This is a genomic window from Diplocloster agilis, from assembly GCF_019042275.1.
Lineage (GTDB): Bacteria > Bacillota > Clostridia > Lachnospirales > Lachnospiraceae > Diplocloster > Diplocloster agilis.
This window is the reverse complement of the sequence record NZ_JAHQCW010000008.1, coordinates 52586-67511: the sequence shown is the minus strand read 5'-3', so window position 1 is coordinate 67511 and position 14926 is coordinate 52586. Positions and strand designations below refer to the sequence as shown.

Sequence of the window (14926 nt, the reverse complement as noted above, 5' to 3'; positions counted from 1 at the left end):
CATGAAACTATTGCACAAAGTTAAGAAATATAAAGCGGGAGACTGGCTGATACTTCTGTGCCTGATCCTGCTGGCGGTGATCTGGATCGTTCCGCTGGTCAATTCCTTTTTTCTGTCGCTGAAAGGCAACGGTCTTGTAAACTATCAGACCGTATTTACGTTTCAGATTAAGGGACAGTATTTCCTGCCCCGGATGTTTTTAAACAGTATCCTGGTAGTGGGCGGATCTCTGGCGATTATTCTGGTGTTTTCTTCACTGGCCGCCTACGCGTTTTCGAAATTAAAGTTCAGGGGGAGGAATTTCCTTTTCATTCTGATCCTGTCCTTCTACTCCATACCGGTGATATCGATTCTGCTGCCGATCTCCACGATCGAGCGGTTCCTGAATCTGAAAGACACGTATTTTGCCATGATCATTCCGATGGTGGCCATCAACCTGCCGCTGGCCCTTATGATCCTGAAGAATTTCTTCGACACCATCCCGGATTCCTTTATCGAGGCGGCGACCATAGACGGGAGTAACACATTTACCACATTTTTCTACGTGCTGCTGCCGATGGTGTCACCGGCGGTGGTCAATGTGCTGGTGGTGGTATTTATGCTGACCTGGAATGATTACACAATCCCGCTGATGTTCAACAGCGTGCAGTCCCACTACACGCTGACCATGGCGCCGGGATTCTTCAACCTGGCGCTTAACAAGAGCGATATCGGGCCGTTATTCGCCTCGATTATCGTGATCGCGATTCCTACGATTATCTTCTATATCTTTATGCAGGATAAGCTGAAGAGCGGCCTGACGGCCGGCGGAATTAAAGAATAGCCCAGAAGGGGACATAGCCCGGGTACCAAAAGACCAAAAGGGGACATGTCCAAATCGATTTGGGACATGTCCAAACGGAATGGACATGTCCCCTTTTAGCTTTTTTATTTATATTCGCTGGCAAAGGCAGCGCCCAGGACCAGGCAGGCTCCAAGCAGCTGTATCCCGGTCATGCGTTCGCCCAGAAAGATGCCGGCCATCAAAAGAGCGGATACCGGGTCGATATAGCTCATGGCCGCGGCGGTCTGCCCTTTGAGCTGGTGCAGGGACGTAAAATAGAGCAGGTATCCGATGCCGGTGTGAACGATACCGACGAACAACAGCAGAAATAAAGGCAGCGCATGCAAAGCCCCGAGCCCGATCCCCCCGGTAGCCAGCACGTAGGGGAGCAGGCAGAGGGCGGCGACCGCAAGCTGGACAAAGGTACTCTCGGTTCCGGTCAGGTTGCGCTGGAACTTATTTAATACCATAACGGAAGCGTAGAATAAAGCGGCCAGGAGACCGCAGACGATCCCGGCGGGCTCGGAAGGGCCTTTGCCGCCTGCGCCCGCCACCAGGAACATGCCGACGGCAGAGGCGGCGATACAGATTACTTTTAACGGCGTCAGCCGTTCTTTTAGCAGGAGGGGCGAGACCAATGTTACGATCACCGGTGCGAAATAATAGCAGACCGTGGCGGTCTGTACGGTTGTATAGCGATACGCCTGAAACAGAAAAATCCAGTTTAGCGCGATCGCGGCTCCGGAAGCGAACAGTACCGGGAGATTGGAACGGATATGGGACCAGTTCATTTTCTGCTTTCCCAGACAGCCAAAAGCAAGCAGGATCAAACAGCCGATGAATCCCCTGGTAAATGCGATCTGGGCGGACGACAGCGGGATACCTTTTACAAATAAGCCGATACTGCCGAACAGAAGCATGGCGGTGATCAGTGTAGCTTTGGCGCGGGATTCTGATTTCATATGTTTTCACCTCAGGACGTATAGTTATGCATGGGGGGCTTGTGAGCGCCGGGACCACTTAAAGCGCGGCATTTGGGCGTTTACATTCTTCTTTAGGAAAATGCTCCTATAGTGCTCCTATGGAGGAAATTCCCTCCGGGGGATCGCACAGCGGGAAAAGTAGGGTGCCGCTTACGCGGCCCACCACAGGCGGAGAGTTTCTCAATCGAAACTATTTATTCATGATGCGTAAAAAATAGACAACCGGGTATTACCCGGGTTGATTTTCGGATGATACTATTTTATGCAAACCCGGACAGAATCGGCTATCTATGTTATAATAGTGCTGATCTGTCCGGGTTTTTGCAGATATGTGTTACAAGTAATATGTTCCGGGAATATTTACGGGTAGGAGTTACCGTTAAAGGTTCTTCCTCAGGCATACCCAAACCTGAGGAAGAACCCCGTTAAAGTTTAAAAATACAGCTTACAGGTAAGGAATACCGGTGGGAGACTCGGCGATGCTGCCCATGGAATTCAACAGCTGCAGACCGGTTTCCCGGGCTGTGATCACAGCCTCTTTTACGGAAGAAGCGTCTCCGGTCACAGCGATGATTACCTCATTGGAATGGCTGGTTCCGATATTGGGCGTCATATATTTTACGATTTCTACATGGGAGGCTTTCACAGCAGTGTCGGCGATGACCAGTCCGATGGCGGCGGGAGAACCGCAGATGAATCCGAAAGGCTGCCCATAAGGGACATCAAAAGCCTGGGCCAATGCGGCGCCTGCTCTGGCGGAATAAGCAAATTCCAGATGCCCGGCCTGACTGATGTACAGTTCACCGGCGTTTACATTGGTCAGTTCGAGACTGATCTCGATGGCACGGCGTACGTCGGAGACACTTTCAGAACCGAGTACAATATAGTTACCGTGGCCGCCCCAGCCTTTGGTGTCACGGGGAAGCTCGATGGTCAGAATTTCGCAGTTTGTGGCCTTTACCGCTTCATCGACGGCCATAATCTGTCCGGCCGCGCCGGTACGGGAGCTGAAGACGCCAAGAGAGCGGTAGCGGGGATCATAACCGGTATGTGCCTGCAGCGCGGGATCGATATTGGGAATGAGCAGACCGATGGTATCCAGTACGGCTGTTCCGATGAATTCAGTTGTATTGGTAGGTAAATTTGGCCGCTGGCTGTTCATGTAGGTTCCTTTCAATGAGATTTCCGAATAATAGCTGGAAACTTCTGTAACATTTGTATAAATATAATTTTATATGTGGTATTTCTTGTTTTAAAGTTGAATTGTGTTTGATTCGATCTAATGATATCATGAGAAGAAAAAGGAGTCAATGAGTAGAGGGGAAAGGTTAAAATTATTTTAACAATCCCGCAAAAGTATGCAAGAAAAGGGATACAGGCCTTTTTCTATAGAATTTATGCCGCTGAACTGCGGCGTTGGAGGTGTTCGTATGAACGTATTATTTATGGAGTATCCGAAATGTTCTACCTGCCAGAGGGCAAAAAAGTGGCTGCAGGCCCATGAAGTTTCTTTTGAGGACCGCCACATTAAAGATGACCGGCCTACCGCTTCAGAATTAAAGGAATGGATAGCGAGAAGCGGGCTTCCGGTCCGGAAATTTTTCAATACCAGCGGCATGGTCTACAAAGAGCTGGGCTTGAAGGATAAGCTGCCGAATATGAGTGGGGATGAGATGATTGAGGTACTGGCGTCGGACGGAATGGTAGTGAAACGGCCGTTGATTGTTGGCTCCGATTTTGTATTGGTCGGATTTAAAGAGCAAGAGTGGGAGGCGCGGTTAGGCTGAAGGCAGATGCCGGCCAGAGAGGAGAGGCAGGATGGCAAAAGAAACATTCCGGCAAAATACGAAAGAGGAAGCGGAATTTTCCCATGTATATTACATGCATCTGCTATTTCGTGAGAAAGGGGAACGTCCTTTGGCGGAAACGCTGAAAGGGGAGCTTGAGAAGAGATACGGCAGGACGGATCTGGTTACGGACGCGGATCAGAAGTTGACTTCGTTTGCGCTGTTCCGGTATCTTGTGGAGTATAAGGATGGGGAGAAGGTGCCGGCGCAGGTTATGATGATGGATTATCAGCCATTTGACCAGGAGCGCATAGACGCTTTTCAGAGAAGCCAGTTCTGGGACTGTCCGCAAGCAGAGCAGCTTCTGGATAAATGCGGATATGAGCTGGTTCTCGCTGACTTTCTGGCGGCGGGACTGCCCTATATGGAACGCTGCGATATGCTGGCGGGATGGCTGGACTTAGTTCTGGGGTTTTTGCCGGAGTGCGAGGCGGTATGGTTCCCGGCCAGCGGGAAACTGCTCACCAGAGAACAGCTGCTTGAGAATCCTTATAAAGACGGTTTGCGGTTCCTATATTTTGGGGTGAACGCCAGGTTTTTTACCGTGGATGGGTCAGAGGATTGCGTGGTGGATACGCTGGGGCTCTATGCGGTGGGTCTTCCGGATGTTCAGTATCATTACCATGGACTGGACCCGAACCAGGTGGTAAATCATGCGTATAATACTGTGATCTATATATTTGAGAATAATGCTCCGGTTCAGAGTGGCGAGACGATTGATGGGATTTCCGAGAAGGGGATTGACCGCGGCCGGCAGTGGAAGTGCCGGTATGAGAGGGCGTTGATTCAGCCGGTGCGGGATGTGATGGATATTTGCCCTGGGGAGTACGCTTCCGGCGGGCGGAACTGAATGAATGGGACATGTCCCAAACTGGAATGGACATGTCCCAAACTGGAATGGACATGTCCCAAACCGAAATGGACATGTCCCAAACCGAAATGGACATGTCCCCAAAGGGGCCTCAAGGCCCCTTTAGGATTCCCGATACCGTGCATAAGCTTCCATACCAATAATAACAATCAGCATAAGCCCCCGAATCCCCGTCTGATAATAAGAAAACACACCCATCAAATCCAGCGCATTGGTAATCACAGAAAAGATCAATATCCCGATCATACTCTTCCCGATACTCCCGACTCCCCCGATCAGGCTCGTCCCTCCGATTACCACACCGGTAATAACAGAGAGCGCAGCGTTGTCGCCTTGTACCGCGGAGGCGGTGTTTAACTTCGACGCGTTCAGGATACCGGCGATGCCGGCTGTAAATGCGCTTAACACAAAGATCGATGTCTTGTAAAAGCCGGTACGGATGCCGCTGTTGTGGGCGACTTCCATGTTGCCGCCGATGGTATAGATATTCCGGCCGAATCTGGTGGCCGTCAGCACATAATGTGTAATCAGAACCAGCAGAACCATAATAATCACAAGATACGGGATTCCCAGGATCTTATCATTTCCCATCCGGCCAAACCAGGGGTTTGAGCTGGCGATGGGATCTCCGTTGGATATCTTCAGCGCAATTCCCTTGAAAATATAGGAGGTTCCGATCGTAACAATAAAGGAACTGATCCGGCATTTGGCCACCAGAAATCCATTCACCAGACCTACTGCCGCGGCGGTAAGCAATGCCAGCAGCATAGCGGGAACCTGTCCCACATAAGGCTCGCACAGGATGGCCACCAGACCGGACAGGGCCATGGTGGACCCCACCGATAAGTCGAAATCTCCGCCTATGATCGCAAAAGTCATACCGCAGGCCATGATCCCGTAGATGGAAGACTGCACCAGAACGTTGACGATGTTATCTCCGGTCAGGAAAAAAGGAGATATGATACCCATCAGGATCACCAGCAGCAGTAAAAAGACCAGTGTTTTTTGCTCCGTAACTATTTTCTTAACTTTCGTCATAGTATCACCTTCCCTCTCTCAGACAGTTTGCTTGCGGTTCCACACATCGAAGGCAATGGCCGCGATCAGGACACAGCCCTTGACGATGCTCTGGTCGAAGGACTGGAAGCCGAAGAGGTTCATGGCGTTGCTCAGCACGCTTAAGGTGATGACGCCGACGAAAGCTTTGGCGATGCTCCCGAGGCCGCCGGAAAGGCTGATGCCTCCCAGGACCGCCGCCACGATGGCATCCATCTCATAGCCGACACCCGCCGTGGGCGTAGCGCCCAGGGTCCTGGAAGTCAGGATAATGGCTCCCGCCGCGGCGCAGAAGCCGGAAATGCAATAGCAGACCATTTTCACCAGGCCGGTGCGCACGCCGGACAGATGGCTGCACACAGGGTTAAAACCGATCATATGCATCTGACGGCCGAAGGAGGTCTTGCTTTCCAGCACCCAGAGCAGCACCGCGAAGATGATATAGATCAATACCGGGACCGGAAGCCATTTTCCGATGCTGCCGGTTCCAAGGGCGTTGTAAAAATCCGATTCGCTTCCGGACAGGGAGAACCCGCCGGTGTACAGAAGGCTGACCGCAGAGAACAGAAGCTGGGTGCCAAAGGTAATCATCAGCGATTCACCGGAATTTGCATGGGTCAGAGTGATGATAAGGCCGTTCACCGCGCCGCACAAGATACCCGCCAGCAAAGCACAGGCGATGGCCGCGCCGGCCGGCATCCGGGTCCCGAAGGAAATGGCGATCAGTCCGGTGAAGGTCATAATGCTTCCGATGGACAGATCCATGTGCCCGCAGATCAGCACAAAGGACATACCCACGGTCAGAAGCCCCAGCACGCAGCTTTGCCGCACTACATTCGTCAGGTTTCTGGCGGTGAAAAAGTTCTCCGCGAAGATGGAGGCGATCAGGATAAATAGAAACAGTAAAATCAGACTGGAGTAACGGTATATTATTTTTTTTGCATTGGTCTTCATCAGGCATCCTCCTCCAGTATGGCGTATTTCATAATGTTTTCGCCGGTCTTCTGATCCCCGGTCAGCTCCCCTTTGCATTTTCCGTCGTGGATGACCAGAAGGCGGTCGCTCATACTGATGACCTCGGGCATTTCGGAAGAAATGATAATGATGGCTTTTCCGCTGTCCGCCAGCTGATTGATGAGCTGATAGATTTCGTATTTGGCGCCCACGTCGATTCCGCGGGTGGGTTCGTCCAGAATCAGCACTTCCGCGTCGGTATACAGCCATTTAGCCAGGACGACTTTCTGCTGATTCCCTCCGCTTAGGTTTAAGACCAGGGCTTTGGTGCCGGGGGTTTTGGTTTTCAGCGTTTCTACATACTGCGCGGCGACGGAGTTCTCCTCCCGGCGGTTAACAAATCCGGCACGGCAGATTTTCTTCAGGGCGGCCAGCGTGGTATTTTCACTGATCGAGCTCTCAAGAACCAGGCCCTGGGTCTTGCGGTCTTCCGTAACGAGAGCGATCTTGTGAGAAATGGCTTCCTTTGGCGAGCGGATGGTAACCGGCTTACCGTGGAGGAGGATTTCCCCGCCGGTCAGTTTGTCCGCTCCGAAGATGGCGCGGACGATCTCGGTTCTTCCGGCTCCGACCAGTCCGGCGATACCCAACCGTTCCCCTTTATGCAGGGAAAAATTGATATGCTCAAATACCCCTTTCCGGCACAGATCCCGAACCTCCAGAATCACCTCATCACTCGAGGAGCCTGCCCGGACAGGATATTCCTGATCCATGTTCCGGCCTACCATTTTGGAAATGATCAGCTCTTTCGTGAGGGATTCGATGGGATTCGTGTCGATCACCTCTCCGTCCCGGATTACGGTTACGCTGTCGCACAGCCGGAAGATTTCGTCCAGCCGGTGGGAGATATAGATCACGGTAACGCCCTGTTTTTTCAGATCATCGATGATGCCGAAGAGATGTTCCAATTCCTTGTCCGTCAATGTGGCGGAAGGCTCGTCCATGATAATAATTTTAGAATTCTGGGACAGGGCTTTGGCGATCTCCACCATCTGTTTGCCGGCTACGCTTAAGGAGCCGACCCGGGCGGAAGGGTCCACGTCCAGGCCTACCCGGTTAAGAAGCGCTTTCGCGTCCTCATGGACCTTTTTCCACTGGATACCCCGCATCCCCTTCTTCGGCAGGCGTCCCACATAGATATTTTCTGCGATACTCAGGGAATTGACCAGATTGAATTCCTGGAAAATAATGCTTAAACCCAAGGTCTGCGCATGTAAGGGGGAAGTGATGGAGACCGCCTGTCCGTCTATGGTAATTCGGCCGGAATCCATAGGGATAATCCCGGTCAATACCTTCATCATCGTCGACTTTCCGGCGCCGTTTTCTCCCACAAGCCCGCGGACCTCGCCCTTTTTTACATGAAGAGTGATGTCCTTTAGCGCCTTGACACCGGGGAAGCTTTTCTCAATATGGTCTAATTTCAGAATGTAATCGTCTGTACTCATATGCATTCTCCGTTTCTGCAATCTATCCGCACCGCAGCCGGCACGCTTTTTCCGATCGAATGAAAAGCTGAGGATGGGGCAAGCTATCAAGCCCCATCCTCAGCCGGCCTGCCATCCTACCAGAGTAAAGCAGGATCATAGCTGTCTACATTGTCCGCATCCAGCATGTCAATCTTATCTTTATACCAGGTCTCAACAGTTTCGCCGTTAATGGCTTTCACCAGAACTTCAATAGAGGTACGGCCTTCGTCCACCAGGGGCTGCACGCTGGTTGCCACGATCTCGCCGCTTTTCACCATGTCGGCGCCGTTTTTGCTTCCGTTGTAGCTGACTACTTTTAAGTCCTCTCCGGAGTATCCCATGGATTTCATAGCCTGTGCAACGCCAACGCACATGGTGTCGTCATGTACCCAGATACCGGACAGATCGGGATATTTTGTTAAAATATCTTCCGTAATGGACATGGCTTTTGCTTTATCAAAATCAGCGGATAATTTGGTTACCACTTCGATGTTGCTTCCCTTGACCGCTTCCTCAAATCCTTCGGTACGAAGAGTTGCGGCGGAGGTTCCTGCGGTACCTTCCACGATGGCTACTTTACCGCCTTTGTTGCCCAGTGTTTCCAGCATTTTCTTACCGGCTGCGGCTCCTACATCTTTATCATCAGCTCCTACGAAGGAGACTACGTATTCTCTGCCGGATTCATCGATATCCATAGCGCCCATAACAACCGGGATTCCGGCTTCCTTGGCAGCTTTTACCGCAGGGATAATGGAGGTTCCGTCAACCGGATTTAAGACGATGCCGTCAACCTTCTGAGACACCAGGGAATTGATCTGGTCGGTCTGTTTTGATGCGTCAAATCCGCCGTCCAGTTCGATGAGTTCCACGCCCAGCTCTTTTGCTTTTTCCTGGATGCCCTGTGCGAATACTTTTACAGCGGGGGCGCTTAACATACAGTAGCAGACGCCGATTTTCAAGCCGCTAGCGCTGTCAGCGTCGGTCTGGGCTGCGTCTGCGGCGGGGCTTTCAGCGGGAGCTGCATCCGGAGTGGCTTCCGGCGCGGCGGTTTTAGCAGGTTCGGATGCGGGATCGGCAGCAGGCGCTTCTTCTTTGCTGCCGCAGCCGGTCAGCATACCGGCAACTAAGGTAACTGCTAGTAAAACGGATAAAAGTTTTCTTTTCATTTTTCATTTCCTCCCTTGTTCATTATACATTTTTGTTAAAGAGTTTCTGTAAACCATTGCTTCATATCTTCAAAGACGAGCATCCGGTTCGGATCCATAGGTATGTTGTGCTCGACTCCAGGATATTCTTTGAACTGTTTTCTGCCGGAAGCCACAGCTTCGTACATCCGGCGGGACTGTTCGACCGGAACGACCAGATCGTCGCCTCCATGGGCAAAGAAAATAGGATTGCGGATATTCGGGCATTTTTCCAGCGGTCTGTAATACAGCATGTTGCGCAGGGAAGCCAGAGTCACATAGGTATTGACATCGCTGTTTAAGAAGCCTTCGATCAGCAGGTTCCGCTTATCTTCCTCTGTTCCGTTATACATGTCCAGGGAATGGATCACCTGGGAATGACCGGTCACGGCTGTCAGCTCGCGGTCACGGTCCAGGCGGGCCAGAAAATCATCAAAACGACCGCCCGATTTTTCCCATACGCCGCGCATCCAGGTAAAACAATCGCCGATACCACCCATGGACACCGTACTTTTAATCCGGTCGTCCATGCCGCTTACATATACGCTGGTAGCGGCTCCCATACTGATTCCTGCGGCCCCGATCCGGTCCTTGTCGATAAATGGCAGCGTGCCGATATAAGATATCGCATTCATAAGGTCCTCGGGCCAGTCGGTGGCGCAGTTTAATATGTATCTTTGTTCATAACCGTCGCAGCAGCCTCTGAAGTCAAAGCGGGCAGTGACGAAACCGGCGCCGGTCAGAACTTGGGACAAAGCGTCCAAACCGTCATTTTTGTGACGGGAATGTCCGTGGCATAAGATAACCGCCGGATATTTTACCGTCAGATCATCGGAGGGAAGAGCGATCGTAATCGTTCGGGGGGTTCCTCCGCTGAAAAAATGTTTTTGATATTCCATCTGCCGGTTCCTCCTTTCATTAGATTTGCCTTGTTTTTAAAGGCATACAGGTATACCCGAAGGGTGTTTCATTGGATTTACCTTGTTTTTAGTGAAATGGCTCATTTCGTTTTGATGCCTTTATTCTAGCATACAAAAATCGGCCGTTCAACGTAATTTTATTTCATTTTAGTAAAACGTTTAATAAAAAATAATTATCTTGCATTCGTAAAATAAGTAAAATATAATAAACTTAATAAGCATTTTACTGATATTAAGTAACAAAGGATTATCCGGTATTTGGAACAGAGAATTTACCCTATGATAAATGAAGGAGGAAGCAGCAATGATTACCATCAAAGATGTGGCGAAACAAGCGGGCGTTTCGATTGCTTCCGTATCAAATTACATTAACAATAAGAAGAACATCAGCGCCAAGACCGCAAGGACGATCCAGCAGGCCATCGATGACCTGAACTATGTGGTGCAGAACTCGGGAAGAGAGCTGAAAATGAAGCGGAACCAGGATATCGGCATTGTCTTCCCGACGATCTCAGAGCCTTATCTGGAACGGCTGTTAAGCAGTATCAAAGGATATCTGTCCCAATACGACCAGACCTTCGTGCTGGAACTTACGGACTCAGACCCGCGCATGGAGACCAAAGCGATCCTAAACCTGATCGGGCGCAATGTGGCGGGGATGATCCTGTACACCTGCCAGCCCCAGAACCGGGAGATATTCGATAAGCTGGAAAAATCGGGTATCCCCTACGTATTGATCGACCGGAGGCCGGAGAATTTTGACTGTAATTTTGTAACCGTAGATAATAAAGAACTGTTTCAAAGAATCACCGGCGAGCTGCTGGCAAAAAATTATACGCGGATCGCCCTGGTCTGCGGCCCCGACAGCTACCGGGAAAATATCATGGCCCGCACCGGCTACGAGAACGCTTTTAAAATAGCGGGAAAGGAAACGGAGGCGGAGAATATTATATTTACCACCGCGATCCGCGAGTGCGGTTTCCGGGCGGGGATTCAGCTGCTGGAACGGGGGGAGCGGATACCCCAGGTGATCCTCACCACCTCCTACCGTCTGGCGGAAGGCTTAAAGTATGCATTGAAGATCTATCATCTGGATGAGGAAGAACAGGTTCAGATCATATCCACCGGCGATTCCATGGACGATGTGTTCCACCATGACAACGCGATCGTAAAAACATCCCGGGGCGCTTATCAGATCGGCGAGGAGGCCGGAAAACTGCTGCTTCGCAATATCCGTTCCCCCATCGTGTTCGAAAAGCAGCAGGTGGTTTTTCAGGATGATTACAATATTGCGCAGCTGGAACCGGCTATGGAAATTAAAACCCAAAGGCCGACCCAGGCGGCGGAAGAAATCTGCGTACTGCTGTTAGATGATGAAACCTCCGTCAGCGGCCTGTCCCGACTGCTGATTGATTTTTACGCCAAAGAAAATATCAAGGTAAAAATAAAACAGGTGCTGCCGAAGGATTCCTTTGAATATATCTGTAATTACTGTGAAAGCGGCAGCTCCCAGATTGATGTCATCTTATTTGATGTTCCGTGGTTAGCTTACTACGCGGATAAGGGATATCTGCTTTGCCTGGATGAGCTGATGGAAGCCTACCCGCTGAACATCAGTAATTATCTGCCCAACGCCGCGGGCCATTACAGTATGTACAATGGAAGGCACTATGCCCTGCCCTATATGGCCTGCACGCAGCTGCTGTTTTACCGGAAGGATATATTTTCCAATGAAGAGATCGCGGATGATCTGGAACGCAAATATATGATACCGCTGAAAGTGCCGAAGAACTGGTTCCAGTTTAACGCGCTGGCCAAATATTTTACGAGAAAATATAACCCGGATTCCCCGGTGGAATTCGGCCATTCGATGGCCATCTCCAACCCGGATCTGTTTTTGTGCGACCTGATGCCCCGGATCTGGGACTACGGCGGCAGCCTGTTTAACAGGCAGCAGGCCCTGCAGTTAAATACCCTGCAGAACCGCAAAGCGGTCCGAAGCCTGCTGGAATCGGTCCAGTATACCAGCGGCGGCCTGCTGTCAAAAAAACCGGCGGATGCCGCGGTGGATTTTATAAACGGAAATACCGCCATGTTTTATACCTTCTATAACTATGCCACAGGCCTGGTGGACCGGCTGCAGTCAAAGGTTGTGGATGATTTCGGATATACCCGGATTCCGGGAAGTTCCGTCCTGTCCGGGTGGAGCCTTGGAATTTCCAAGAACAGCCAAAAGCCTGAGGCGGCGTTTAAGTTCATCCGTTGGGCCTCCGGATCTGATATAGCCATTCCGCATACGATATTGGGAGGGCAGTCTCCGAATATTTCCGTATATCGGAATTATGATATGGTATCCCTTTATCCGTGGCTTCCAAGGGCCATGACGGAGTTTGAAAATTCTCTGGAACGGCTGCCCCAGACGACGGCCAAGGGGAACGTAATCAATGAGGATGAATTCGTTCATATTTTCTATGAAGAGATGATGCCTTTGATCCGGGAGGCGATGGACGGGCATACGGCGAACCTGGAACAGCTGGAAGATGTGTTCGCCGTGCTGCAGGGGAAATTAAGAAAGATACTGTAAGGGAAAGAAACCTCTTATTGGTTTAGGTTAAGCTGCATTGCTTGCGGCAACGGTATCTTTTCCATTAGAATGATGCTGAAAATGAAAAATGGAGGTGTCATTTTATGTTTAGTGAGAATTTAAGATCGGTTCGTACGGCAAAAGGTTTCTCCCAGCAGGAACTGGCGGGCCGCCTGCATGTGGTACGCCAGACGATATCCAAGTGGGAAAAAGGAATCTCGGTGCCCGACGCGGATATGCTCATCCGGATCTCAGAGATATTAGAGCTTTCAGTCAGCGAGTTGCTGGGAGCAAAAATAACAGAGGAAATGAATCAAAGCGAAGTCGCGGAGCAGCTGGCGAGAATCAACGAACAGCTGGCGGTTAAGAACCGGAGGACAAGACGAATACTTAGAATAGCAATGGGATTTTTGATAGGAATAGTTGTGTTTTATATCATCCTGCTCATTTTATCCATGGCGTCGTTCAACAGCTTTAAAAACGGAAAGAAAGTAGAGGTAACGGCACAAACGGAGACAGTCATACCGGAGGAGTAATATTTAAGAAATATAAGAATAATAACATAGGGTTTCGGATTTAAAACGGCATGGCTTACGGCTATGCCGTTTTAAATTATCTCGTAATTGCCAATAATTATGTAATGACATTGAATTTGTACGTTATTCGGACTATAATAATTATGTGATTAAAATCACAAAAACTCCAATAAAAGTGTGAAGGAGTGCTGCATATGGAACGATTGATTTTAAAACAGCTGCTGAAATGGAAGGATTCTCCTTACCGGAAACCACTGATCCTTAAAGGAGTGCGGCAGGTAGGGAAGACATGGGTGTTAAAAGAATTTGGAAGACGATATTATGAAAATACTGCGTATTTTAATTTTGACGAAAATGAAGAATACAAACAGTTTTTTGAAACTACAAAGGATGTGAATCGTATCATACAAAATTTAATGCTGGCCAGCGGACAGAAAATCCAGCCGGAAAAGACCCTTATCATATTCGATGAGGTACAGGACTGCCCCAAGGTCATCAATGCGATGAAATATTTTTGTGAGAATGCACCCCAGTACCACATTGCCTGTGCGGGTTCTTTGCTGGGGATCGCTCTGTCGAAACCGTCCTCTTTCCCGGTAGGAAAGGTCAATTTCATGCAGATAGATCCCATGACTTTTACCGAGTTTCTAATGGCGAACGGTGATGCGAATCTTGCAATGTACCTGGATAGTATAGAGAACATCGAACCTATCCCGGATGCATTCTTCAATCCCCTTTACGAGAAGCTAAAGATGTATTTTGTCACCGGAGGCATGCCGGAACCCGTTTTGATGTGGACGGAGGCCCGTGACGTTGACGCAATGCAGGAGGCTTTGTCGGGCATCATTGGCGCTTACGAGCGAGATTTTGCCAAACATCCCGTTGTCAGCGAGTTTCCTAAGATATCTATGATCTGGAAATCGATTCCTTCCCAGTTAGCGCGGGAGAATAAAAAGTTCATATACAAAGTGGTCAGGGAAGGCGCTCGCGCCCGGGAATACGAAGATGCATTGCAATGGCTGGTGGATGCGCGGCTCGTTCACAAGATCTTCCGCAGTACAGCTCCAAGGCTGCCGGTATCCGCCTACGATGATCTGTCCGCATTTAAGATTTATCTGGTAGACGTGGGCCTTCTGCGCCGTCTGGCTCTGCTGGCGCCCACAGCCTTTGGAGAGGGAAACCGTTTGTTTACAGAATTTAAGGGTGCACTGACGGAAAACTATGTGCTGCAGACTCTCGTTACCCAGTTTGAAGTTCCTCCCCGGTATTGGAGCCAGAGTAATCCTCCTTATGAAGTGGATTTTTTGATTCAGCGGGACAATGATATGATACCGGTAGAAGTAAAATCTGAAACGAATATTACCAGTAAGAGTTTGCGGAAATTTAAAGAGCTATTCCCGGAGCAGGTGAAGCTGCGGGTGCGCTTCTCTTTGGATAATCTGAAGCTGGATGGCGATGTGCTGAACATTCCGCTATTTATGGCCGATCAGGCAGACAGGCTGATCGGATTTGTCCTGGATCAATAGGATGAAATACGGAAAGGTGCAGCGGGAAAAAGAAGCAGCGGAAATACTCTGTAATAAGTATACACAGGTCTGCTGATTTATGATATCATCATGGTAAAGTATGGAAATTATTCAGC

The 14926-nt window shown here is 49.9% G+C and carries 13 protein-coding genes; 6 read left to right on the top strand and 7 right to left on the bottom strand.

What is annotated here, in order from left to right; translation table 11 throughout:
* Nucleotide 1 precedes the first annotated feature (1 nt).
* Entirely contained in the window at nt 2-823 is an 822-nt protein-coding gene (locus KTH89_RS06905; protein ID WP_238721170.1) for a carbohydrate ABC transporter permease, read from the top strand.
* A 104-nt stretch (nt 824-927) separates the two neighbouring features.
* Here the strand turns inward: KTH89_RS06905 and KTH89_RS06900 are convergent, their stop codons facing one another.
* Complete coding sequence (locus KTH89_RS06900) at nt 928-1785, bottom strand: DMT family transporter (RefSeq protein ID WP_238721169.1); 858 nt, start codon at nt 1783-1785, stop codon at nt 928-930.
* 466 nt (nt 1786-2251) lie between these two features.
* Nucleotides 2252-2968 carry a microcompartment protein PduB gene (pduB, locus tag KTH89_RS06895; RefSeq protein WP_158343797.1) on the bottom strand — a complete coding sequence of 239 codons (717 nt, stop codon included), beginning with the start codon at nt 2966-2968 and terminating at the stop codon, nt 2252-2254.
* 268 nt (nt 2969-3236) lie between these two features.
* Here pduB and KTH89_RS06890 point away from each other — a divergent pair, with 268 nt between their 5' ends.
* Both KTH89_RS06890 and KTH89_RS06885 read left to right on the top strand, forming a co-directional pair.
* On the top strand, nt 3237-3593 hold the full coding sequence (locus KTH89_RS06890; protein WP_238721168.1) for an arsenate reductase family protein: 357 nt from the start codon (nt 3237-3239) through the stop codon (nt 3591-3593).
* Between the two features lie 31 nt (nt 3594-3624).
* Nucleotides 3625-4503 carry a DUF4261 domain-containing protein gene (locus tag KTH89_RS06885; protein ID WP_238721167.1) on the top strand — a complete coding sequence of 293 codons (879 nt, stop codon included), beginning with the start codon at nt 3625-3627 and terminating at the stop codon, nt 4501-4503.
* 123 nt (nt 4504-4626) lie between these two features.
* On the opposite strand, the gene KTH89_RS06880 is transcribed toward KTH89_RS06885, so the two are convergent.
* From KTH89_RS06880 to KTH89_RS06860, 5 genes are all read right to left on the bottom strand, one after another.
* A complete protein-coding gene (locus KTH89_RS06880) occupies nt 4627-5562 on the bottom strand; it encodes an ABC transporter permease (protein ID WP_158343658.1) in 936 nt (311 codons plus the stop codon).
* Nucleotides 5563-5580: 18 nt separating this feature from the next.
* Complete coding sequence (locus KTH89_RS06875) at nt 5581-6534, bottom strand: ABC transporter permease (protein ID WP_238721166.1); 954 nt, start codon at nt 6532-6534, stop codon at nt 5581-5583.
* Entirely contained in the window at nt 6534-8039 is a 1506-nt protein-coding gene (locus KTH89_RS06870; RefSeq protein ID WP_158343662.1) for a sugar ABC transporter ATP-binding protein, read from the bottom strand. The genes KTH89_RS06875 and KTH89_RS06870 overlap by 1 nt, the downstream gene beginning before the upstream one ends.
* Nucleotides 8040-8155: 116 nt before the next feature.
* Nucleotides 8156-9226 carry a sugar ABC transporter substrate-binding protein gene (locus KTH89_RS06865; RefSeq protein WP_238721165.1) on the bottom strand — a complete coding sequence of 357 codons (1071 nt, stop codon included), beginning with the start codon at nt 9224-9226 and terminating at the stop codon, nt 8156-8158.
* A 35-nt stretch (nt 9227-9261) separates the two neighbouring features.
* Entirely contained in the window at nt 9262-10143 is an 882-nt protein-coding gene (locus KTH89_RS06860; RefSeq protein ID WP_238721164.1) for an alpha/beta hydrolase, read from the bottom strand.
* Between the two features lie 325 nt (nt 10144-10468).
* Between KTH89_RS06860 and KTH89_RS06855 the strand changes: the two genes are divergently transcribed.
* The 3 genes from KTH89_RS06855 to KTH89_RS06845 all read left to right on the top strand — a co-directional run bounded on the left by KTH89_RS06855 (nt 10469) and on the right by KTH89_RS06845 (nt 14810).
* Nucleotides 10469-12748 (top strand): extracellular solute-binding protein, encoded by a 2280-nt coding sequence (locus KTH89_RS06855; RefSeq protein WP_238721163.1) that lies wholly within the window; start codon nt 10469-10471, stop codon nt 12746-12748.
* 104 nt (nt 12749-12852) lie between these two features.
* On the top strand, nt 12853-13284 hold the full coding sequence (locus KTH89_RS06850) for a helix-turn-helix domain-containing protein (RefSeq protein ID WP_238721162.1): 432 nt from the start codon (nt 12853-12855) through the stop codon (nt 13282-13284).
* Nucleotides 13285-13478: 194 nt separating this feature from the next.
* A complete protein-coding gene (locus KTH89_RS06845; RefSeq protein ID WP_238721161.1) occupies nt 13479-14810 on the top strand; it encodes an ATP-binding protein in 1332 nt (443 codons plus the stop codon).
* Nucleotides 14811-14926: the final 116 nt, after the last annotated feature.